A 22,681-nucleotide genomic window follows, 5' to 3' on the forward strand; every position below is an offset into this window, starting at 1 on the left:
TCGGTCTGAATGATCTGCCCTTCCACGGCGGTCGTATCCACAGGTATCTTCCACAGAGGAATATTCTGATGAAACTGGCGCTGTTTCCCCTCTCGGCTCACCTGCTGCCCGGTGGCATCATGCCGCTGCGCATCTTCGAGCCCAGATACCAGCGCATGATCGCCGCGGCGGGAGATCAGGGCTTCGTGCTCTGCATGCTCGACCCCCGTCAGCCTGATGCGCTGCGTAACATGTATCCCATCGCCACCCGGGTGCGGATCATCGATTTCGATCAACTGCCAGATGGTCTGCTGGGGATCACAGTGCTCGGCATTGAGCGAGTCAGGATCGCTGAGCTGTGGCAGGAGCCCGACGGGCTGAGGATCGGTGAGGTGGCGCTGCTGCCGCCCTGGCAGGCGGGTCGGCTCAATGCCGATCAGCACTCCCTGGCCAGGGCACTGCAGGATGTGTTCAATGACTACCCGGAATATGCGGCGCTCTACCATGATCCCGACTGGTACGATGCCAGCTGGGTGGCTCAGCGTTGGCTGGAGGTGCTGCCCATTCCCGTAGAACAGAAGCAGTGGTTGCTGGCGGCGGAAGACAACCAGCCAACACTCTCCCTGCTGAGCGGCCTGCTGGTTGCCAGCCATTGAGTGTATATTTTCGGCCCTGCCAGTGATCCTTTTTCCACACCCGGCGTAATGGTGATGACCACAACATTGAAGGCATGGCGCAATGGCATATACTGGCCAACCCCAATCGACTCAGCGCAGGATATCGCCCCCCATGGACAGCCCAGATGGCGATCTGAAGTCTCTTCTCATCCGGGTCGCCGAGCAGGCCGACAAGGCTGCCTTCGCCCGCTTGTTTCACCACTTTGCGCCGCGCATCCGCAGCTATGGGCTGCGTCACCTCGGCAGCGAAGCCAACGCCATGGAGCTGGTGCAGGAAACCATGTTGCTGGTGTGGCAGAAGGCCCGCCTCTACCACCCCGAGAAGGGGGCGCCGACCACCTGGATCTACACCGTCATGCGCAACCAGAGTTTTGACATGCTGCGCCGCCGCCGCGCCAGCAAGGAGGATCTCTGCGCCGAGGAGTTGTGGCCCATGCTGGAGTTCAGGGCGGAAGAGGAGCACCTGAGCGGTGGTGAGGATGCCGTGCTGACTCGCCAGATGGCGCACTACCTCGCCACTCTGCCGGAACCGCAACAGCAGGTGGTGCGCGGCATCTATCTGCAGGAGTTCTCCCAGCAGGAGCTGGCGGAGCGACTCGGCGTGCCGCTTGGTACCATCAAATCCCGCCTCAGACTGGCACTACAGAAATTGAAAGAGCAAGTGGAGCAAGGCCATGATTAAAACCCATCCGATTCACGCCATGTTGCGCGCCTTCGCTGCCGACGAGCTGCCCCTGCCGCTGGCGGTCGGTGTCTCTGCCCATTGCGAGCTCTGCCCCGAGTGTGCCGCCCGTTTGCAGGCCTGTGAAGAGGCGCTGGCCCGTCAGTATCTGGAGCCGGTAGATGAGCCCGCTGAGACAAGCGAAAGCATGCCGGTGGAGCTCGATGCCATGCTGGCCGGCATACTGCAACAGCCGGTGGCCAGCCCGGCCGAACTCGGCCAGCCGGTGCGGCCAGCACCCGAGTTGCAGGTGGCGGGCCAGTCATATCGGTTGCCCAGGGTGTTGGCTCGTCACCATGCCCCCAAGTGGCGTCACATAGGTGCCATTCGTCAGCACAGCTTGCCGCTGGACGAGTTGGGGGCCCGTGCCAGCCTGCTGCATATCGAGGCAGGTGGCCGCATACCCGAGCATACCCATCAGGGCTATGAGTTGACCCTGCTGTTGGCTGGCAACATACAGGACGGGGAGACCTGCTATCAGGCGGGGGACTTCATCTGGCGCGATGCCAGCCATGCCCACAGCCCGCACACCCCGGACGGGTGCCTCTGTTACACGGTTCAGGATGCGCCGGTCCAGTTCACCAAGGGACTGTCGCGGCTGCTCAATGGCATCACCCATCGTCTCTATTGAGGTGGGGCAGCAATAGAAAAAGGGACCGAAAGGTCCCTTTTTCATTCGGCTATTTGCCTGCCATCAGGCCACAAACACCAGGTAGACGACGAAGGCCACGATAAAGCGATAGATGGCGAACGGAATGAAGTCGAGGCGACGGATCAGCGCCAGGAAGGTCTTGATGGCAATCATGGCGACCACGAAGGCGGTGACAAAGCCCACCGCAAACATGGGAAAGTCGGCCATGGAGAGGAGGTCGCGGCTCTTGTAGAGATCCAGCCCGCTTGCCGCCACCATCATGGGCACCGCCAGGATGAAGGAGAACTCGGCCGCTGCCTGACGGCTGATCCCCATCAGCATGCCGCCGCTGATGGTGGCGCCGGAGCGGGAGAAGCCGGGCCAGAGTGCCAGACACTGGAACAGACCTATGCCGAACGCCTGTTTGTAGCTGATGTCATCCAGGGTCTCGGAGCGTACCGCCGGGCGACATTTCTCGGCGATGATCAGCAGTATGCCGCCAGCCACCAGGGCGTACATCACTGTCTCGGGGCCGAACAGGTTGGCTTTGATCCAGCTGTGAATGGCGAGGCCGATGATCACGGCGGGCAGCATGCCGAGGATGATGTGCACCAGGGAGAGGGTGGCGTGATCCTGCGCTGGCTTCTGGCCAAAGTGGATGCCAATCAGGCCAAAGAGGCGGCGCCAGAAGACGGCCACGACCGCGAGAATGGAGCCCATCTGGATCACTATCTCGAAGGTGGCGGCCTTGGGGCCTTCGAAGCCCAGCAGGTGGCCGACGATGATCATGTGGCCGGTGGAGGAGACGGGGAGGAACTCGGTCAGCCCCTCGACGACGCCCAGAATAAAGGCGACCAGCAGGCTATAAGTGTCAGTCATCGAACAAACAGTCCTTAATTTCGTTGATGTAAAAACGCCCCGGGAAGGTCTCGGGGCGGTTTATCTTGCTCGATTGTGACAGATGAGGCCATGTAAATCTTAAGATCGGCCGATCTCAGTTGCGGATAAAACGGTAGCGGGTCTGGTGGTGGTAGTAATGTCCCGGCAGCAGCCAGGGATTGCCGAGCTCGGGCCGGTTGGGGCTGTCAGGCAACTGCTGCGCCTCCAGGCAGAAGCCGTCGTAATCCCGATACGGCTGGTCGTTGCGGCTCGGCGTATTGGCCAGCCAGTTGCCGGTGTAAAACTGCAGCGAAGGCTGGTTGGTGTAGACCTCCATCGCCAGCTGCCGATCGCCGGAGATCACTCGTGCGGCCCAGGTATGCTCAGGGTCAGCGAGCGGTAAAGAGGGGATCTCTAGGCTGTCATGGCGCAGCTGGTTGAGCAGGAAGGCGTGATCGTACCCCTTGGCCTGCTGTTGCTGGGGATGGCTCAGCCAATCCTGGCCTATTGGGCGCGGGGCGCGCAGATCGAAGGGGCCTTCCACCGGCGTAATGGCCAGCGGCAGACCGCTCTCATCGGTTGGCAAAAAGCGATCGGCGTTGAGGCTGATGGTGTGCTCGCGTACATCGCCGCCCCCATCCAGGTTGAAGTAGGCATGACTGGTGAGACTGACCGGGGTCGGTGCATCCGTGCTGGCCCTGAAATCGACCACCAGATCGCACAGCTCCAGCCGGTACTCCAGCGTCACCCGCACGTTGCCGGGGAAACCCTGATCGCCCGCCTTTGACAGCAGGACGAGTCTGACCCTATCAGCCTCCAGCTCCTTGATGTTCCAGCGTTGGCGATGAAATCCCTCCCGTCCGCCGTGCAGGCAGTGGGGCGCCTGATTGGCATCCAGCGGCCAGTGCTGGCCATCGCGCACCAGTTCGGCGCCGCCAATGCGGTTGGCAAAACGCCCGGCGACTGCGCCCAGCCACGCCTGCTGAGCAGGATAGGCCGCTTCGGCGCAGCCCAGCAGCACCTCGCGGTGCTTGCCCGCTACCGGCAGGGTGAGGGAGGTGAGGGTGGCGCCAAAATCGAGGCCGCGCAGGCGCAGCCCCTCTTCGTTTTCCAGCTCGAATGGGGTCATGGCGCCGCTCATAACTTGCCTGCCCCTGAACTGGCGCGGCAGACATAGCTATCGGCCTTGAGACCGAAGTGGGCCGGATACTCGGCGTCGACGGCGGCAATCACCTCGGCCACCTGCGCCGGGCGTAGCAGGGCAACCACGCAGCCGCCGAAGCCGCCGCCCGTCATCCGCACACCGCCTTCGCGGCCAAGCTTGGCCTTGATGATCTCCACCAGACCGTCGATGGGGGGCACTGTGATCTCGAAGTCATCGCGCATGGCAGCGTGGGACTCGGCCATCAGTTCGCCGAGGCGCACCAGATCGCCGGACTCCAGCGCATCGGCGGCGGCCAGAGTGCGGGCGTTTTCGCCCACCACGTGGCGAGCGCGGCGGTAGCAGATCTCATCCAGCCCGGCCTTGCCCGCTTCCAGCGCGGCCATGTCGAGGTCGCGCAGCGCCTTGACCCCGTAGTGGCGGGCGGCGGTTTCACACTGCTGACGGCGGGTGTTGTATTCGCTGTCCACCAGACCGCGCCACACGTTGGAGTTGACGATCAGCACCGCCAGATCGGGGGGCATGGGGATGAGACGGGTCTGGAGCGAGCGGCAGTCGAGCAGCAGGGCATGATCCTGTTTGCCGCTGGCGGAGATCATCTGATCCATGATGCCGCAGTTGCAGCCGACGAACTGGTTCTCCGCCTGCTGGCCATTGAGCGCGATCTCGGCCTGGCTGATGTCGAGCCCCAGCGCCTCCTTGAAGGCCTGGCCTATGGCCACTTCCAGCGAGGCGGACGACGACAGGCCGGTGCCCTGCGGCACGTTGCCCGAGACCACCAGGTTGAGGCCGCGCAGCGCATGGCCGCGCACCTGCAGGTATTTCACCACGCCGCGGATGTAGTCGCTCCAGCGCTGCTCGGCATGATGGGTGATGGGGTGGTTCAAATCGAACAGGTCGTGCTGGTTGCCATAATCGGCGGCGATCACGTGCACCAGGCTGTCATCCCGCAGGCCGATGGCGACGCAGGTTTCGAAGTCGATGGCGCAGGGCAGCACGAAACCGTCGTTGTAGTCAGTGTGCTCGCCGATGAGGTTGACGCGGCCGGGGGCACGCACCAGCAGGTCGGGTTGCTGCCCAAACTGCTCTGCAAAAACGGTGCTGACGTGTTGGCTGGGGGTCATAGGGTTTCCTCATTGGCTTGGCTGGTCTGGTTGTAGTGAATCGGGTTCAGGGCACGCAGCCGTTCTGCAGCTTGCTCCGGTGTGAGGTCGCGCTGGGCTTCTGCCAGCATCTCGAAGCCCACCATGAACTTGCGCACCGTGGCGGAGCGCAGCAGGGGCGGATAGAAGTGGGCGTGCAGCTGCCAGGCTTCCGGGCAGTCGGAGTGCGGCGGCGCGAAGTGCCAACCCATGGAGTAGGGAAAGCTGCACTCGAACAGGTTGTCGTAACGGCTGGTGAGCTCCTTGAGTGCCACCGCCAGATCCTGCTGCAGCTCGGGGGTGAGGCCGAGCAGGGAGGGCACATGGGTCTTGGGCAGCAGCAGGGTTTCGAACGGCCAGGCGGCCCAGAAGGGAACGACTGCCAGCCAATGTTCGGTTTCCACGACGATGCGGGTTCGATCCACCAGCTCCCGCTCCACATATTCGACCAGCAGCGGGCGGCTATGCGCGGCCAGCCAGTCACGCTGGTGCTGTTCTTCGCGGGCGATTTCGTTGGGCAGAAAATCGCTGCCCCACAACTGGCCGTGAGGGTGGGGGTTGGAGCAGCCCATGACGGCGCCCTTGTTTTCAAACACTTGCACCCATTGCCACTGGCTCGACAGCTCGGCCACCTGTTCCATCCAGGTGGTGATCACTGCCTCTATGGCGGGCAGCGGCAGCTCGGGCAGTGTCTTGCCGTGATCGGGCGAGAAGCAGATGACCCGGCTGGTGCCGCGGGCGGCCTCCAGTTTCAGCAGGGGATCCTGGTCGCCATCGGCGGGCGGCGTGTCCTGCATCAGGGCGGCGAAGTCGTTGGTGAAGACGAAGGTGCCCTGATAGTCCGGGTTCTTGTCGCCGGTGACGCGCTGGTTGCCTGCGCAGAGGAAGCAATCCGGATCATGGGAGTGATTCGGCGCCTGACTTATCTTCTCTACCTGGCCCTGCCATGGGCGCTTGGCCCTGTGGGGGGAGACCAGCACGTATTGACCGGTCAGTGGGTTGAAACGACGGTGGGGGTGATCAACCGGGTTGAACATCATCACTCCTCATTATCTGATGAAATGGATGGATTGGCCGCCTGCCGGGCGGACGAAGGAGGGCGAGTGGCACTGGGCATGTTCACGCCTCGTACCCCTGCGGATTGGCGGACTGCCAGCGCCAGCTGTCGGCGCACATGGTTGCGAGATCCCGACTGGCCCGCCAGCCCAGCTCGCGCTCTGCCTTGGCGGGATCGGCCCAGCACTCGGCGATGTCGCCGGGGCGCCTGGGTTCAATGCGATAGGGCAGCGGCCGACCGGAGGCGGCTTCGAACGCCGCGACCATTTGCAACACGCTCTGGCCCTGACCTGTGCCCAGGTTGTAGACGTGCATGCCCCCCTGCCGGGCGCAATGTTGCAGCGCTTTGACGTGTCCCTCGGCGAGATCCATCACGTGGATGTAGTCCCGCACCCCGGTGCCATCGACGGTGGGGTAATCGTTTCCAAAGACAGAGAGAGAGGCGCGGCGGCCGATGGCGACCTGGGTCAGGAAGGGCATCAAATTGTTGGGTATGCCCTGAGGATCTTCCCCTAGGGAGCCGGAGCTATGGGCGCCGACCGGGTTGAAGTAGCGCAGCAGCGTCATGCTCCAATGGGGTTCAGCCTGCTGCAGATCCTCGAGGATCTCCTCGATGATCAGTTTGGATCGCCCGTAAGGATTGGTGGCGCTGCGCGGGAAGTCCTCCCGGATGGGCGTGCTGGCCGGATCGCCATAGACGGTGGCTGACGAGCTGAACACCAGGCTGTCGACCCCGGCACGTTTCATCGCCTGCAACAGGGTGAGGGTGCCGCTCAGGTTGTTCTCGTAGTAGTCCAGCGGAATACGGGTCGACTCACCGACGGCTTTCAGAGCGGCAAAATGGATCACTGCGTCGATCTGTTGTTCGGCAAAGATCCGATCCAGCAGGACGGCATCGCGAATATCCCCTTGATAGAAGACGGGTTGCTGGCCGCTGATGGCGGCGATGCGAGCCAGTACGCCCGCCTTGCTATTGCAGAGGTTATCCACCACAACGGGTTTCATTCCCGCTGCCTGCAAGGCCAGACAGGTGTGGCTGCCGATATATCCGCAACCGCCGGTGACCAGAACGTTCATCTTGCTCTCCACTGAAAAAGTGTCTGGAAGGAGTCTAGCCGAGGGGGGGGCGACCAAACTGTGAGCTTGCTTGCAAAACAGTGTAAACGATTACATTGCTTTTGGGATTATTCTGGTAGCAGATATGCGCTTTACCCCTGTTTTCAATAGGTTTGCTGGGTATAATGGTGCGCTATTGCACAGTGAAATAAGTGAAAACAGCATGAGCACCATCAAGGATGTCGCCCGTTTGGCCAATGTGTCGGTGGCAACGGTTTCACGGGTGATGAACAACTCCCCCAAGGCCAGCGCCGCTTCTCGCGAGGTGGTGCAGAAGGCCATGGCCGAGCTGGGCTATACCCCCAACGCCAACGCGCGGGCACTGGTGAGCCAGACCTGTGACACCATGGGCGTGGTGGTCGGTGACGTGGCGGATCCCTTCTTCGGCGCCCTGATCAAGGGGGTGGCGGCGATTGCGGTGGGGCAGGGGTTGCACCTGTTGATGGGTAATGGTTTTCACAGGGCGCAACAAGAGCGGGAATCCATCGAGCTGCTGATCGGCAAGCGCTGCGAGGCGCTGGTGGTGCACAGCAAGGCGCTGAGCGACGAGGAGCTTATCGACTACGCCATGCGGGTGCCCGGCATGGTGCTGATCAACCGCGATATTCCTGCCCTCAAGGGACGCTGCATCGCCCTTAACAACCGGCTGGGGGCCGCTACGGCGACCCGTCATCTGATCGATCTGGGCCATCGCCATATCGCGTTTATCAGCTCGGATCACGCCATTGAGGATGCCACCTTGCGTCTGCAGGGCTATCAGGACGGGTTGATGGAGGCGGGTCTGGCAGCAAATCCGGAGCTGATCGAGAGCGGCACACCGAGCGAAGAGGGGGGCGAGCGCGCCATGCTCAACCTGTTGGCCAAGGGGCTCAGGGTGACCGCCGTAGTGGCCTATAACGACGCCATGGCGGCTGGCGCCATCTCGGTGCTGGCGGATAATGGCCTCAAGGTGCCGGAGGAGGTCTCTGTGGTGGGCTTCGATGACATCATCTATGCCAGATACCTGAGACCCAAGCTCTCCACCATGCGCTATCCCATCGAGCTGATGGCTGCCCAGGCTGCCAAGCTGGCTATTCAGCTGGCGGCGGGGGAGAGTGAGGCGACCCAGAGCCGGATTTATACCCCCACGCTGATCAATCGCCACTCGGTCGCACCGGTTCGGGCCGGATAGCGATCAGTCACGGCCTCGTTCGAGGTCGTGTTATGCGCGTTTATTTTTTTACCTGGTTTTTAATCATTTTTACTCCGTTTTACTTAACAAAATTGGTGTAATCGTTTACATCTGTGTGAGCAAGATCGCCGTTCCCTGCGTCATACTTCTCTAGACTGAATAGGTTTTCCAATCAGCAGGGAGAGAGTGAATGCTCAGGGAGATAGTGGCGCGTCAGGATTGGCAGACCCAGGCCATTACGTCGGTAAACCGGCTGGCTGCCCATACCCCCATGTTCAGCTGGCGCAGCGAAGCGGATGCCAAGGATGATCTGGCTTCTTCCTCCCGTATCTTGCTCGATGGCGAGTGGCGCTTCTCTTTCTTTGCCGCACCCGAGCGGGTGCCCGAAGGCTGGCTGGCGCAGGATCTGGCGGATGCCTGCCCCATTACGGTGCCGGGCAACTGGCAGCTGGATGCCGCCTACCCGGCATCGCGTCCGCTCACGGACAGCCCCATCTACACCAACATCAAGTACCCCTTCCCCTGCGATCCGCCCAGGGTGCCTGCTGCCAATCCGACCGGCTGCTACTCTCGCGAGTTCGAGTTGCCCGCCGACTGGCTGGCCAGCGGCCAGACCCGCATCATCTTCGACGGGGTCGACAGCGCCTTCTACCTGTTCTGCAACGGCCACTGGGTAGGCTACTCCCAGGACAGCCGGCTGCCCGCCGAATTCGATCTCAGCCCCTTTCTGCAGGCCAGCTGCAACCGGCTGGCGGTGTTGGTGTTGCGCTGGTCCGATGGCTCCTATCTGGAGGATCAGGACATGTGGCGCCTGAGTGGTATCTTCCGTTCCGTCAGTCTGCTGCACAAACCCGATCGCCACCTGATGGATGTGCGGCTGACGCCCGTGCTGGATGATTGCTATCGGGATGCTGGTCTCAAGATCGCGCTGCAGGCCGCCAACGCAATGGGTCTGTCGGTGGAGGTCAGCCTCTACGACGGCACAGAGCGGGTGGCCAACCTGCGCCAGCGGCTTGGCACCTCAACCATCGACGAGAAGGGGGCCTATGAAGATCGCAGCGAGTTGTGGCTGGCGGTCACGGCCCCTCGCAAGTGGAGTGCCGAGACACCCCACCTCTACCGGCTGACCCTGACCTTGCTCGGCGAGCAGGGCGAGCCCATCGAGAGCGAGGCCTATGATGTGGGCTTTCGGGCCGTGGAGATCAAAGGCGGTCTGCTGCGAGTCAATGGCCAGCCTCTGCTGATCCGTGGTGCCAACCGCCACGAACACGATGCGGCCCAGGGCCACGTGGTGACCCCCGCCACCATGGCGCGGGATCTGCGGCTGCTGAAACAGCACAACTTCAACGCGGTGCGCTGCTCCCATTACCCCAACCATCCGGAGTTTTACCGCCTTTGCGATCGGCTCGGCCTCTACGTGGTGGACGAGGCGAATCTGGAGACCCACGGCATGACCCCCATGGGGCGGCTGGCGCGGGATCCGGCCTGGAGCAATGCCTTTCTGGAGCGGGCGACCCGCATGGTGGCGCGCGACTTCAACCACCCCTCGATCATCATCTGGTCGCTGGGTAACGAGTCGGGCTATGGCCCGGCCCACGATGCCATGTATGGCTGGGTCAAGGGCAGCGACCCGAGCCGTCCGGTGCAGTACGAGGGGGGCGGCGCCGATACTGCGGCCACCGACATCATCTGCCCTATGTATGCGCGCACCCATCAGGATCAGCCCTTTCCGGCCGTGCCAAAGTGGGCGCTGGCCAAGTGGATCGGCCTGCCGGACGAGACCCGTCCGCTGATCCTCTGCGAATACGCCCATGCCATGGGCAACAGCCTGGGGGGCTACGCCCACTACTGGCAGGCGTTTCGTGATCACCCCCGGCTGCAGGGCGGTTTCGTGTGGGATTGGATGGATCAGGGGCTCGACAAGCAGACCGACGATGGCCGTCACTACTGGGCCTACGGCGGTGACTTCGGCGACCAGCCCAATGATCGCCAGTTTTGCTGCAACGGCCTGCTGTTCCCGGATCGCACCCCCCATCCCGCCCTGTGCGAGGCGAAACGGGCCCAGCAGCCGTTTCGCTTCAGCCTGCTCCAGCACACCCCGCTGCGGGTGCGGATCGAGAGCGAATACCTGTTCCGCGCCACCGATAACGAACGGCTTTGCTGGCAGCTGTGCGAGAACGGCCATGTGATGCAGCAGGGGGAGCTCTCCCTCATGTTGGCGCCACAAGGGGTAGTCGAGTTGACCCTGACCGGGACGCTGCCCACCTTTGCGGCGGGCTCCCTCGCCTGGCTGGATCTGGCCATAGTGCAACCCGCAGCCACGGCCTGGGCCGAGCCTGAGCATGAGGTGGCGCACCAGCAATTTATGCTGCCAACGCCTATGGCGATACCGGCGGCGTTTAACCCCGCCGCGATAAACGAGCAGCCGGATCATTGGCTTGTCTGCGCGGCTGGCAGTGAGTGGCAACTGGACAAAACCAGCGGCCGCATACGCAGTTGGCAGAAACATGGCCGCGAACGGCTGCAAGATGCCATCGCCGATCACTTCTATCGTGCGCCGCTCGACAACGACATAGGCGCCAGCGAGGCGGATCACATAGATCCCAACGCCTGGATTGCCCGCTGGCAAGGCGCCGGACTCAACGATCTGGAGCATCGTTGTCTTGGGCTGGAGGTGGATCCCCATCATGGCCGCGTGCTGGTCAGGCACGGTTACTTTGTCCAGGGGGTGCTCAAACTGTCGACCCGCTGGCAGCACGACTTCGGTGCAGACGGTGCCATGGCGCTTACCATAGCCGTCGAGGTCGCGGCCGGCATGCCGTCACTGCCCCGCATCGGCGCCTTGCTTTGGGTGGTCGACGAGGTGGCAGAGGTGAGCTGGCTGGGTCTGGGTCCTCACGAGAACTATCCGGATCGCCTGCTCGGCGCCGATCTCGGTCGCTGGCAGTTGCCGCTGGCGGCCCTGCATACCCCTTATGTCTTCCCGACTGACAACGGACTGCGCTGTGATACCCGCCAACTACAACTGGGGGATCTCGTGGTCGAAGGGCAGTTCCATTTCAGCGTCAGCCGCTACAGCCAGCAGCAGCTGGCCCTGGCCCGTCACCAGACAGATCTGGTGGCCGAGGGTGGCCTGTATCTCTGCCTCGATGGATTCCATATGGGAATTGGTGGCGATGACTCCTGGAGTCAGAGCGTGCGACCGGAATATTGGTTACAGCCAGGCGGCTACTATTGGAACTGTGTTCTACGCTGAATCTGAGCCATGGGTGGGTCGACTGAGGTGGCGGTTAAGCCTCAATGGAGATTCATTGCTCATAACCATATGATATTTAGTTTTTTTGTTGCCACGTAACAGATTGTAATCGTTTTCATTTTGTTGTCAGGTTCACAGAGCATTGCACAACAAATTGATTACATTAGGCTGGCGCCAGTTCAATAGGCGCACAGCATTCCCTACAAAAACAGATAGAGAGATCGGAGCATAACAATGAAAAAAATTACGACAATTGCCGCCGTGCTGATGAGCCTGATGGCAGGAGCCACTGCCCATGCCGAGACCCGTATCGGGGTGACCGTCTATAAGTACGACGACAACTTCATGGCGGTAGTACGCAAGGCCATCGAGAAGGAAGCGGCTGCCAACCCCGGGGTTGAGCTGCTGATGAATGACTCCCAGAACGACCAGTCCAAGCAGAACGACCAGATCGACGTGCTGCTGGCCAAGGGCGTGAAGGCGCTGGCTATCAACCTGGTTGACCCCGCTGCGGCCCCTGTCGTGATTGAGAAGGCCCGTGGCGAAGATATTCCGGTGGTGTTCTACAACAAGGAGCCGAGTGCTGCCGATCTGGCCAGCTATGAGAAGGCTTACTACGTGGGGACCGACTCCAAGGAGTCAGGCATCATCCAGGGTCACCTGATTGCCAAACACTGGCAAGCTCATCCGGAGTGGGATCTGAACAAGGATGGCGTCATCCAGTTTGTGCTGCTGAAAGGGGAGCCGGGTCACCCCGATGCGGAAGCCCGCACCAGTTACGTCATCAAGACCCTGAATGACGGCGGCATCAAGACCCAGCAGCTGCACATGGATACCGGTATGTGGGATACCGCCATGGCCAAGGACAAGATGGACGCCTGGATCTCCGGCCCGAACGCCAACAAGATCGAAGTGGTCATCGCCAACAACGACGGCATGGCGATGGGCGCGGTCGAGTCGCTGAAAGCACAGGGCAAGAGTGCCATCCCGGTGTTCGGCGTCGATGCGCTGCCGGAAGCGCTGGCGCTGGTGAAGAGCGGTGCCATGGCGGGTACAGTGCTTAACGATGCGGCCAACCAGGCCAAGGCGACCTACGAGCTGACCAAGAACCTGGCTGAAGGCAAGGCGGCTGGTGAAGGTACCAAGTGGAACATCGTCAACAAGGTCGTGCGTGTTCCCTACGTCGGCGTAGATAAAGACAACCTGTCCCAATTCGAATAATTCCCTCCTTCAGGGCAAGGGAGATCCCCTTGCCCTTTTTTCAACCAGATGTGATGGCTGATATGACAACACAGCAACAATCAGAATGGCTGTTGGAGATGATTGACGTCAGTAAGAGCTTTCCCGGCGTCAAGGCACTCGATAATGTCAATTTACGGGTCCGTCCTCATTCTGTGCATGCGTTGATGGGCGAGAACGGAGCGGGAAAATCCACACTGCTCAAGTGCCTGTTCGGCATTTACGAGAAGGATCAGGGCAAGATCTTCTTCAAGGGGCAAGAGATCAACTTCACCTCCTCGAAAGAGGCGCTGGAAAATGGCGTCTCCATGGTGCATCAGGAGCTCAACCTGGTGCTGCAACGCTCTGTAATGGACAACATGTGGCTCGGCCGCTACCCGACCAAAGGGTGGTTCATCGACCACGGCAAGATGTATGACGACACCAAGCGCATCTTCGATGAACTCGACATCGATATCGATCCCAAGGTGAAGGTCGCGTCCCTGTCGGTCTCCCAGATGCAGATGATCGAGATCGCCAAGGCGTTCTCCTACGACGCCAAGATCGTCATCATGGACGAACCCACCTCCTCCCTGACCGAGAAAGAGGTGAGCCATCTCTTCAAGATCATCAACAAGTTGAAGGAGAAGGGGTGCGGCATCGTCTACATCTCCCACAAGATGGAGGAGATCTTCCAGCTCTGTGACGAGATCACCATATTGCGGGATGGCCAGTGGGTGGCGACCCAGCCGCTCAAGGGGATGACCATGGATCAGATCATCGGCATGATGGTCGGTCGTGAGCTGACCCAGCGTTTCCCGGAAAAAACCAACCAGCCGCAGGAGGTGATCCTCGAGGTCGAACATCTGACGGCGAAGAACCAGCCCTCCATCCAAGACGTGACCTTCAACCTGCACAAGGGGGAGATCCTCGGTATCGCCGGATTGGTGGGGGCCAAGCGTACCGACATCGTCGAGACCCTGTTCGGTATCCGCGATCGCAGCCAGGGCAGCATCAAGCTGCACGGCAAAGAGGTGGCCAACCACAATGCCCACGAAGCGATTCGCAACGGCTTTGCGCTGGTGACGGAAGAGCGTCGCTCCACCGGTATATATTCGCGTCTCGACATCGCCTTCAACTCCCTGATCGCCAACATGGACAGCTACAAAGGCTCCATGGGGCTGCTCAGCGACAACAAGATGAAGAGCGATACCCAGTGGGTCATCGACTCCATGCGGGTCAAGACGCCGACCCAGCAGACCCAGATCGGTTCTCTCTCCGGGGGCAACCAGCAGAAGGTGATCATTGGTCGCTGGCTGCTGACCCAGCCAGAGATCCTGATGCTCGACGAGCCCACCCGCGGCATCGACGTGGGGGCCAAGTTCGAGATCTACCAGCTGATCCTGGAGCTGGCGAAGAAGGACAAAGGGATCATCATCATCTCGTCAGAGATGCCGGAATTGCTGGGGATCACCGACCGCATCATGGTGATGAGCAATGGCCGGGTCGCCGGGATCGTCAATACCAAAGAAACTGACCAGAGCGAGATACTGCGCCTGGCATCTCTGTACCTCTAGAGACAGGAAGACATTTATGGAGTCGGCTAAAAATTTCAATCTGATGCAGGCGCTCAAGGAAAACGCCATCTACTTGGTGTTGCTGGTACTGCTCATGGTCATCGTGATCCAGGAACCCTCCTTCCTGAGCCTCACCAACTTCAGCAACATCCTGACCCAGTCCTCGGTGCGAGTCATCATAGCGCTGGGGGTGGCGGGCATCATCATCACCCAGGGGACGGATCTGTCGGCCGGTCGTCAGGTCGGTCTGGCGGCGCTCATCGCGGCGACCATGCTGCAGGCGCTGACCAACGTCAACAAGGTGTTCCCCAGTCTGGGGGAGGTGCCCATTCCGGTGGTGATCCTGCTGGTGTGTGCCGTGGGGGCGCTGATCGGGCTGGTTAACGGCCTCATCGTGGCTTACCTGAACGTGACCCCGTTCATCACCACCCTGGGCACCATGATCATCGTTTACGGCATCAACTCCCTCTACTTTGACTCGGTGGGCGCTTCGCCGGTGGCCGGGTTTGATCCCCGCTTCTCCAGCTTCGCCCAGGGATTTATCCGGATAGGAGGATTCAAGCTCTCGTACCTCACCTTCTATGCGGCCATCGCCAGCGTCTTTGTCTGGGTGCTGTGGAACAAGACCCGCTTTGGCAAAAACATCTTCGCCATCGGTGGCAACCCCGAGGCGGCCAAGGTCTCCGGCGTCAACGTGGCAGTCAATCTGGTGATGATCTATGCGCTGGCAGGGGTCTTCTACGCCTTCGGCGGCATGCTGGAAGCGGGGCGGGTAGGCAGTGCCACCAACAACCTCGGCTTCATGTATGAGCTTGATGCCATCGCGGCCTGCGTGGTGGGTGGCGTGTCGTTTGCTGGCGGGGTGGGGACGGTCGCGGGTGTGATCACCGGCGTGCTTATCTTCACCCTGATCAACTACGGTTTGACCTATATCGGGGTCAGCCCTTACTGGCAGTTCATCATCAAGGGCGGCATCATCATTCTGGCGGTGGCGCTGGACTCCATGAAGTACGCCAAGAAGAAATAACGATTGGCAGGGAGGGTTGGCATTGCCAGCCCTCTCTTCCAGAGGGGGCCATGCCATTCAAGGTCGAGATTGACCTCTTGCTGAGACTGGACACCATTGATGCCTCGCGGCGCCGGCTCTGCCTACCTTTACTACCTCGACATGAGCGAATTCAAGAAGCGGCTGGAGAAGATGAGTGGTGAGGGGCGTTACTTTTCGCTGCTTGGCGTGGCCATAGTGGTGCCGGAGCCGTCCCATGGTAGTGGCGATCTCACTCGCCGTCTGACCGTGACCAGCTTGGCTTCAATGCAGCAGACCTATCACAGGCTGAGGGAAATCGTGGGGTCCTTACGGCAGGAGTAACGGCATCTGGAGTTGGGGTCCAGATAAAAAAGGTCAAAAAGATGGGGGCGACTTGCGTCGCCCCCGATAGTCTTATCGCTCATATCCTTGAACGAAGTTGCTCCCTGCAATCCCTGACTATACCTCTTCCTTTAGGTTTCCCCTTCCCAATCCTTTGGGGTGTCCTGTAGCCATCATGGCTTGACGAGTCGTCCGTTCCCGTCGCACTTTCTCCGTCCTGGGAGGTGTCCTTTACCACATCCTGTGGTGAGTCCATTTGCCCAACCCTGGCAGCCAGTCTTCCTGACCGACTTCATTGCGTCCGTGCATGAGTAACTATAAGGATTTCGCAGGGGACGACAACGGTAGCCTGAAAAACGTTTTTACGAATCTCGTTACGCAAGAAACTTGTTGCGTTTTTTGTCATTTAAAATCATATGGTTGAGTGTTTATGGTTCAGGTTAGTTGATCCCATCTTCCGACTATCTCGGGATTTTTTTCGGCGTTTTGCTCACAGAAGGGGTGGCGAATATCTCACACGCTGTTTAACTCGGGTTCAAAAAGGGGGGGAAGAGGCAGATGGCTGGTTGCCGGAAAGGCAAGAATGACTACCAATATGGTGGGCCAGCAGCGCTGTGCCCGGTTGCCCTCGCCGCCACAGTCGACGATGACGTAGTCATAGCGCTTCTTCAGGCTGAGCAAGTCGTTGCGAATATTGCCGTTGAGCTGAACGCCCTTTATCTGGTGCCGCTCCGGGTTGTCGTTGCGTGCCTGGATCCAGTCCGCTGTGGTGAGTTGTGGGTCACAATCGACCAACAGGATCATGACTATCTCCTATCCCTATGAAAACAGCTGCCTTGAATATAGGAGGAGGGACGCATGACAAGCCAAGAGGAGGTGACCTCCTCCTGGGCTTTCATTTTCAGTGGTGTTGGCGGCCACCGTACCACTTGCACACGTACTCTGGGACCAGCATCTGGGGAGCCTGGTCGACATGGCAGACCACCATGGGTATCGCGGGGGCGCCCGCAGCGCTGACCAGCGATGGGGTCATGGGCAAGGTCAGGGCGGCGAACAGAAACAGTGACTTGATCTTCATGGCTATCTCCTTGGTAACAGAACACGCTGTGATCTGGATCACTTTCTGAGTAAAGCCGAGCGGGCCTGCGACGCAAGGTGATGAAATAAATTCACCGAATGAAAAAAGTTTGAACAGAGAGGGTGGCAAGGGGGCTGAGAAATACATGACCAAGATGCGGGCTTTGTGCATATCCATATAACCGGCATGTTGTTGACAACGTCTGCCACGAGCCTGTACTGGCGGGTTGGGCACAATGCCATGATCTGGGACAAGAAGCAGATTATTCAGCGCGCCGCTCACTTATGACTATTTATCTCGATGTTCATCCCGTAAAAATCAGTGAAAAATTCAGTTTCATGCATATTAAATTCAGGTGATGCATTTTTATTTTGTATCACATTGAAAATAATGGTTTTTTGTTTTTTGTTATATCCTTTGGCAGATATGAGAAATGAATGAAATAGGATGAAATTTGAAATTAAAGCATGGGTTTATGCGTGTTGATGCATGATGGCTGAATGAGAGATTGTCAGTTCTGTTACCCTCATCAAAGAATAAACCGTGACTTTATTCAGTTCAGAGTGAATGTGATCAATGTCTAAGTTTATCGTGATTCGCAGGTCTAACCTCGGTCTCGAAAGGCAAGGGCAGGATAGAACACAAGCTGAGTACCCTACATAAAGAATATCCCGCCTTAGCCACGAGCATGAATAGAAGGAATCTATTCAATCACTCGCAGGGACCACTGCTAGACGGAATATAATCATGAGCAAATTTTATGTAGGTTCTGAAGTTGGCCAATTGCGCCGTGTCATGTTGCACCGCCCCAACCTCAGTCTGAAGCGTCTGACCCCTTCCAACTGCCAGGACCTGCTGTTTGATGATGTCCTGTCGGTTGAACGCGCCGGTCAGGAGCACGACAAATTCGCTCAGGTACTGCGCGATCAGAATGTCGACGTTTTCCTGCTGACTAACCTGCTGGCCGAGACGCTGGATGTGCCGGAAGCCAAAACCTGGCTGCTGCAACATCAAGTGTCCGATTATCGCCTCGGCTCTTCCCTCGCCAACGACGTGCGCTGCTTCTTGGCGGACATGCCGCACCGCGAACTGGCGCGCATTCTCTCCGGTGGCCTGACCTACTCAGAGATGCCTTACAGTGGCGTCAACATGGTAGTGGGCATGCACGCCCCGACCGATTTCATCATAGAGCCGCTGCCCAACCACCTCTTTACCCGTGATACCTCCTGCTGGGTCTATGGTGGCGTCTCCATCAACCCCATGGCCAAGGCGGCCCGTCGTCGCGAAACCAACCATGTGAAGGCTATCTACCGCTGGCACCCGCAGTTTGCCGGTCAGGATTTCATCAAGTACTTCGGTGACGAGGATCGTGACTACGACAACTCCACCATCGAAGGGGGTGATGTACTGGTTATCGGCCGTGGGGCCGTGCTCATCGGCATGTCCGAGCGCACCACGCCGCAAGGGGTCGAGCACCTGGCTCGCAGCCTGTTCAAACACGGTCAGGCCAAACAGGTCATCGCCATGGAACTGCCGAAACACCGCAGCTGCATGCACCTAGATACCGTCATGACTCATATGGATATAGATACCTTCTCCGTCTATCCGGAAGTCATCCGCAAGGATGTGAATTGCTGGAGCCTGACTCCGGGCGGTGCCACCGGCATGAACATCAAGGAAGAGGGTTACTTCGTGACCGCCATCGAGAAGGCGCTGGGCGTGGATCAGCTCAAGCTCATCACCACAGGTGGTGACAGCTTCGAGGCCGAACGCGAACAGTGGAACGATGCCAACAACGTGCTGACAGTGCGTCCTGGCGTAGTCGTGGGTTATGAGCGCAACACCTATACCAACGAGAAATATGACAAGGCCGGTATCACAGTGCTCCCCATTCCGGGTGAAGAACTGGGCCGTGGCCGCGGCGGTGCCCGCTGCATGAGCTGCCCGATGGAACGTGACGGCATCTAACAAGACGGCGTGGCGCCGGCAGAGGCTGGCGCCACACATACCAAGACTCGAGATCAACACTCATGAAGAAACCAACTGTCGTCGTCGCCCTGGGTGGCAATGCTCTGCTTCGTCGTGGCGAGCCCCTTGAAGCGGATATCCAGCGCAAGAATATCGCCACAGCTGCCAAGACCATCGCTCTGATCGCTCAGGAGTACAACGTGGTGCTGGTGCACGGCAACGGCCCGCAAGTCGGCCTGCTGGCCCTGCAAAACAGCGCCTATACCAAGGTTGCCCCCTATCCTCTGGATGTGCTGGGTGCCGAGTCCCAGGGCATGATCGGCTACATGCTGATCCAGGAGCTCAAGAACCTGATGCCGAGCCGCAACGTCACCGCGCTGCTGACCCAGGTGCAGGTTGATCCCCAGGATCCGGCATTTGCCAATCCGACCAAGTTTATCGGACCCGTCTATGACGAAGCCGAAGCCCGCGCCCTTGCCGAAGAGAAGCACTGGGTGGTCAAGGCCGACGGCAAGTTCTTCCGCCGCGTGGTGCCGTCTCCGTTGCCCCAGCGCATCGTTGAAGGTGATGCCATCGAAACCCTGATAGCCCAGGGCCACCTTATCATCTGTACCGGTGGTGGTGGCATTCCTGTGACTTGGGATGGCCAGTGCCTGACCGGTATCGAAGCCGTCATCGACAAGGACATGTCTGCCGCCTACCTGGCCAAGCAGATCAAGGCCGATGCCCTGCTGATCCTGACCGATGCCGATGCTGTCTACCTGGATTGGGGCAAACCGACCCAGCACCCGCTGCGAGTCACCAGCCCGGCCGAACTGGCTGGCGTCAAGTTCGATGCCGGCTCCATGGGACCGAAAGTCGAAGCCTCCTGTGAATTCGTCAAGGCGACCGGTGGCATGGTCGGTATCGGTTCTCTGGAAGATGGTCTGGCCATCCTCAAAGGTGAGGCCGGCACCAATATCGTCGCTATCCGCACCGTGAATGCCTAGTCAGCCACTGCCCGAATGGGGCCTGAACAACTTTGTATTGTGTATGCGTAGTCAATAACACTGCCCAAATTGGTCTGAACAAATATAGAGAGAACTCATCATGGCTTTTAATCTGCGTAACCGTAACTTCCTGAAACTGCTCGACTTCACCCCGCGCGAAATCCAATACATGATCGACTTGGCCATTGACCTGAAAAAAGCCAAATACGGTGGCTACGAGCGCAAGCATCTAAGTGGAAAGAATATCGCCCTGATCTTCGAGAAGACTTCCACCCGTACCCGTTGTGCGTTCGAAGTGGCGGCCTTCGACCAGGGGGCGCAAGTCTCCTATCTCGGCCCAAGCGGTTCCCAGATTGGCCACAAGGAGTCCATGAAGGACACTGCCCGGGTACTGGGGCGCATGTATGACGGCATCGAATACCGTGGCTACGGCCAGGAGATCGTCGAAGAGCTGGGCGCCCATGCCGGTGTGCCGGTCTGGAACGGCCTGACCAACGAATTCCACCCGACCCAGATCCTGGCCGACTTCATGACCATGCTGGAGCACGGCAAGGGCAAGCGTCTGGATCAAATCAAGTTCGCCTACTTGGGTGATGCCCGCAACAACATGGGCAATTCCCTGATGGTCGGTGCTGCCAAGATGGGCATGGACATCCGTCTGGTCGCTCCGAAAGCCTTCTGGCCGGAAGAGGATCTGGTTGCCAAGTGCCGCCTGATCGCCGAAGAGACCGGCGCACGCATCACCCTGACCGAGGATGTGAAAGAGGGTGTGCTGGGCACCGACTTCCTCTACACCGATGTCTGGGTCTCCATGGGTGAAGCGAAAGAAGCGTGGGATCAACGGGTGAAACTGATGACCCCGTATCAGATCAACATGGATGTCATCAACGCCACCAAGAACCCGGATGTGAAGTTCATGCACTGCCTGCCGGCGTTCCACAATGATGAGACCACCATGGGCAAGGAAGTGGCTGACAAGTATGGGATGAAAGGTCTGGAAGTGACCGAGGACGTGTTCGAATCCGAGCACAGCATCGTGTTTGACGAGGCCGAAAACCGGATGCACACCATCAAGGCAGTGATGGTTGCTACGCTGGGCGATTAAGGTCGCAGTAGTGGTGCCGGGGGGCAACCCCCGGCTTTTCGACCATGTGACGGCGGCATAATACCTCTAACCCTACAACCCGCAGCTTGCATGGATACCACACCACAGAAGGAAGCTGGACCATGACCAAATTCAAGTTCCCATCAGCCTACACCATACTGTTTGTGCTAATCGCCTTGGTGGCCGCCCTGAGCTGGGTAGTGCCAGCCGGCAAATATGACATGATCATGAATGAGGCCCTCGGCAAGGAAGTGCCGGTGACCGGAACCTACAAGCTGGTAGAGGCGAATCCCCAGGGGATAGTCGACGTGCTGTTGGCACCCATCGATGGTCTCTACAACCATGACACCTATCAGGCAGGTGCCATCGACGTCTCCCTGTTTATCCTGATCATCGGTGGTTTTCTTGGCATTGTGACCAAGACTGGCGCCATCGACGCCGGTATCGAGCGTGTTACCTACCGTCTGCGTGGCCGTGAAGAGTGGATGATCCCGATCCTGATGGCGCTGTTCGCTGCCGGGGGGACCATTTACGGCATGGCGGAAGAGTCGCTGCCCTTTTACACCCTGCTGGTGCCCGTGATGATGGCCGCCCGCTTCGACCCCGTGGTCGCCGCCGCGACCGTGTTGCTCGGCGCCGGTATCGGTACCCTGGGCTCCACCATCAACCCGTTTGCCACCGTGATCGCCGCCAACGCGGCCGGTATCTCCTTTACCGACGGTATCTGGCTGCGCATTGCCATGTTGGTGGCTGGCTGGTTGATCTGTGTTACTTACGTCATGCGTTACGCCAAGATGGTGCGCAACGATCCCAGCAAATCCCTGGTGGCTGACAAGTGGGAAGAGAACCGTGCTCACTTCCTCGGCAACAAGAGCGACCAGATGCTGGAGTTCACTCTGACTCGCAAGATAGTGCTGGGTATCTTCGTCGCCGCTTTCGCCGTGATGATCTACGGTGTGGCCGTGCTGGGCTGGTGGATGGCGCAGATCTCCGGCCTTTTCCTGGCTGCTGCCATCCTTGTCGGCGTCACCGCCCGCATGAGCGAAGAGGAGCTGACCACCAACTTCATTGACGGTGCTCGCGACCTGCTGGGTGTGGCCCTCATCATAGGTATCGCCCGCGGTATCGTGGTGGTGATGGACAACGGCATGATCACGCATACCATATTGCACAGTGCAGAAGGGATAGTGACCGGCCTCTCTACCGTGGTGTTCATCAACGTGATGTTCGTGCTGGAGCTGGTGCTCTCCTTCCTGGTGCCGTCTTCTTCCGGTCTGGCCGTGCTGACCATGCCGATCATGGCGCCGTTGGCCGACTTCGCCAACGTGGGCCGCGAGCTGGTGGTGACTGCTTACCAGTCTGCCTCCGGTCTGGTGAACCTGGTGACCCCGACCTCCGCCGTGGTCATGGGGGGGCTGGCCATCGCCAAGGTGCCCTATGTGCGCTGGCTGAAGTGGGTGGCACCGCTGCTCGGTATCCTGACCGTGCTGATCGTGGTCTGCCTTAGCCTGGGCGCCTTGCTCTCATAAGGAGTGCCCAGCAAGATGAAACGGGAGCCTGCGGGCTCCCGTTTTTTATGGCCAGGCA

At 59.5% G+C, this 22,681-nt stretch carries 18 protein-coding genes and 2 pseudogenes; 13 read left to right on the top strand and 7 right to left on the bottom strand.

The window, feature by feature from the left end; all coding sequences use genetic code 11:
• Positions 1-68: 68 nt before the first annotated feature.
• From WJM78_RS01860 to WJM78_RS01870, 3 genes are all read left to right on the top strand, one after another.
• Entirely contained in the window at positions 69-635 is a 567-nt protein-coding gene (locus tag WJM78_RS01860; RefSeq protein WP_287146897.1) for an LON peptidase substrate-binding domain-containing protein, read from the top strand.
• A gap of 133 nt (positions 636-768) precedes the next feature.
• Entirely contained in the window at positions 769-1,338 is a 570-nt protein-coding gene (locus WJM78_RS01865; protein WP_339013078.1) for a sigma-70 family RNA polymerase sigma factor, read from the top strand.
• Positions 1,331-2,008, top strand: a complete 678-nt coding sequence (locus tag WJM78_RS01870) for a ChrR family anti-sigma-E factor (RefSeq protein ID WP_339013081.1) — start codon at positions 1,331-1,333, stop codon at positions 2,006-2,008. The genes WJM78_RS01865 and WJM78_RS01870 overlap by 8 nt, the downstream gene beginning before the upstream one ends.
• 63 nt (positions 2,009-2,071) lie before the next feature.
• Here WJM78_RS01870 and bacA read toward each other — a convergent pair whose 3' ends face one another.
• The 5 genes from bacA to galE all read right to left on the bottom strand — a co-directional run bounded on the left by bacA (position 2,072) and on the right by galE (position 7,324).
• Positions 2,072-2,887 (bottom strand): undecaprenyl-diphosphate phosphatase, encoded by an 816-nt coding sequence (bacA, locus tag WJM78_RS01875; RefSeq protein WP_339013084.1) that lies wholly within the window; start codon positions 2,885-2,887, stop codon positions 2,072-2,074.
• Between the two features lie 115 nt (positions 2,888-3,002).
• Positions 3,003-4,028, bottom strand: coding sequence for a galactose-1-epimerase (gene galM, locus WJM78_RS01880; protein WP_339013085.1), 1,026 nt, complete (start codon positions 4,026-4,028; stop codon positions 3,003-3,005).
• Complete coding sequence (gene galK, locus WJM78_RS01885) at positions 4,025-5,173, bottom strand: galactokinase (protein ID WP_287146900.1); 1,149 nt, start codon at positions 5,171-5,173, stop codon at positions 4,025-4,027. Before galK ends, galM begins: the two co-directional genes overlap by 4 nt.
• A complete protein-coding gene (locus WJM78_RS01890) occupies positions 5,170-6,228 on the bottom strand; it encodes a UDP-glucose--hexose-1-phosphate uridylyltransferase (RefSeq protein ID WP_339015718.1) in 1,059 nt (352 codons plus the stop codon). The genes galK and WJM78_RS01890 overlap by 4 nt, the downstream gene beginning before the upstream one ends.
• A gap of 82 nt (positions 6,229-6,310) precedes the next feature.
• Positions 6,311-7,324, bottom strand: coding sequence for a UDP-glucose 4-epimerase GalE (galE, locus tag WJM78_RS01895; protein ID WP_042035943.1), 1,014 nt, complete (start codon positions 7,322-7,324; stop codon positions 6,311-6,313).
• A 202-nt stretch (positions 7,325-7,526) separates the two neighbouring features.
• On the opposite strand from galE, the gene WJM78_RS01900 reads away from it, so the two are divergent.
• From WJM78_RS01900 to WJM78_RS01925, 6 genes and pseudogenes are all read left to right on the top strand, one after another.
• Entirely contained in the window at positions 7,527-8,534 is a 1,008-nt protein-coding gene (locus WJM78_RS01900) for a substrate-binding domain-containing protein (protein WP_042035945.1), read from the top strand.
• Between the two features lie 190 nt (positions 8,535-8,724).
• Positions 8,725-11,790, top strand: coding sequence for a beta-galactosidase (locus tag WJM78_RS01905; protein ID WP_339013092.1), 3,066 nt, complete (start codon positions 8,725-8,727; stop codon positions 11,788-11,790).
• A gap of 234 nt (positions 11,791-12,024) precedes the next feature.
• Complete coding sequence (mglB, locus tag WJM78_RS01910; RefSeq protein WP_339013095.1) at positions 12,025-13,011, top strand: galactose/glucose ABC transporter substrate-binding protein MglB; 987 nt, start codon at positions 12,025-12,027, stop codon at positions 13,009-13,011.
• 53 nt (positions 13,012-13,064) lie between these two features.
• Positions 13,065-14,585, top strand: coding sequence for a galactose/methyl galactoside ABC transporter ATP-binding protein MglA (gene mglA / locus WJM78_RS01915; protein ID WP_339013097.1), 1,521 nt, complete (start codon positions 13,065-13,067; stop codon positions 14,583-14,585).
• A 16-nt stretch (positions 14,586-14,601) separates the two neighbouring features.
• On the top strand, positions 14,602-15,612 hold the full coding sequence (gene mglC, locus WJM78_RS01920; protein WP_017412477.1) for a galactose/methyl galactoside ABC transporter permease MglC: 1,011 nt from the start codon (positions 14,602-14,604) through the stop codon (positions 15,610-15,612).
• A gap of 96 nt (positions 15,613-15,708) precedes the next feature.
• Positions 15,709-15,948 (top strand): annotated as a pseudogene (locus WJM78_RS01925) (hypothetical protein); the annotation flags it as partial.
• A 615-nt stretch (positions 15,949-16,563) separates the two neighbouring features.
• On the opposite strand, the pseudogene WJM78_RS01930 reads toward WJM78_RS01925, so the two are convergent.
• Positions 16,564-16,755 (bottom strand): annotated as a pseudogene (locus tag WJM78_RS01930) (chromosome partitioning protein ParA); the annotation flags it as partial.
• Positions 16,756-16,855: 100 nt separating this feature from the next.
• Positions 16,856-17,032, bottom strand: a complete 177-nt coding sequence (locus tag WJM78_RS01935) for a hypothetical protein (protein WP_167335271.1) — start codon at positions 17,030-17,032, stop codon at positions 16,856-16,858.
• A 747-nt stretch (positions 17,033-17,779) separates the two neighbouring features.
• Between WJM78_RS01935 and arcA the strand changes: the two genes are divergently transcribed.
• The 4 genes from arcA (at position 17,780) to WJM78_RS01955 (ending at position 22,623) form a co-directional block, all read left to right on the top strand.
• Complete coding sequence (arcA, locus tag WJM78_RS01940; protein ID WP_042035951.1) at positions 17,780-19,000, top strand: arginine deiminase; 1,221 nt, start codon at positions 17,780-17,782, stop codon at positions 18,998-19,000.
• A 62-nt stretch (positions 19,001-19,062) separates the two neighbouring features.
• Positions 19,063-19,989: a carbamate kinase gene (gene arcC / locus WJM78_RS01945; RefSeq protein WP_042035952.1), complete on the top strand. Its 927-nt coding sequence runs from the start codon at positions 19,063-19,065 to the stop codon at positions 19,987-19,989.
• 100 nt (positions 19,990-20,089) lie between these two features.
• Entirely contained in the window at positions 20,090-21,094 is a 1,005-nt protein-coding gene (gene argF, locus WJM78_RS01950) for an ornithine carbamoyltransferase (protein WP_042035954.1), read from the top strand.
• Between the two features lie 122 nt (positions 21,095-21,216).
• Positions 21,217-22,623 (top strand): YfcC family protein, encoded by a 1,407-nt coding sequence (locus WJM78_RS01955; RefSeq protein WP_042035955.1) that lies wholly within the window; start codon positions 21,217-21,219, stop codon positions 22,621-22,623.
• Positions 22,624-22,681 lie beyond the last annotated feature (58 nt).

It is taken from the genome of Aeromonas popoffii (assembly GCF_037818705.1).
GTDB lineage: Bacteria > Pseudomonadota > Gammaproteobacteria > Enterobacterales > Aeromonadaceae > Aeromonas > Aeromonas popoffii.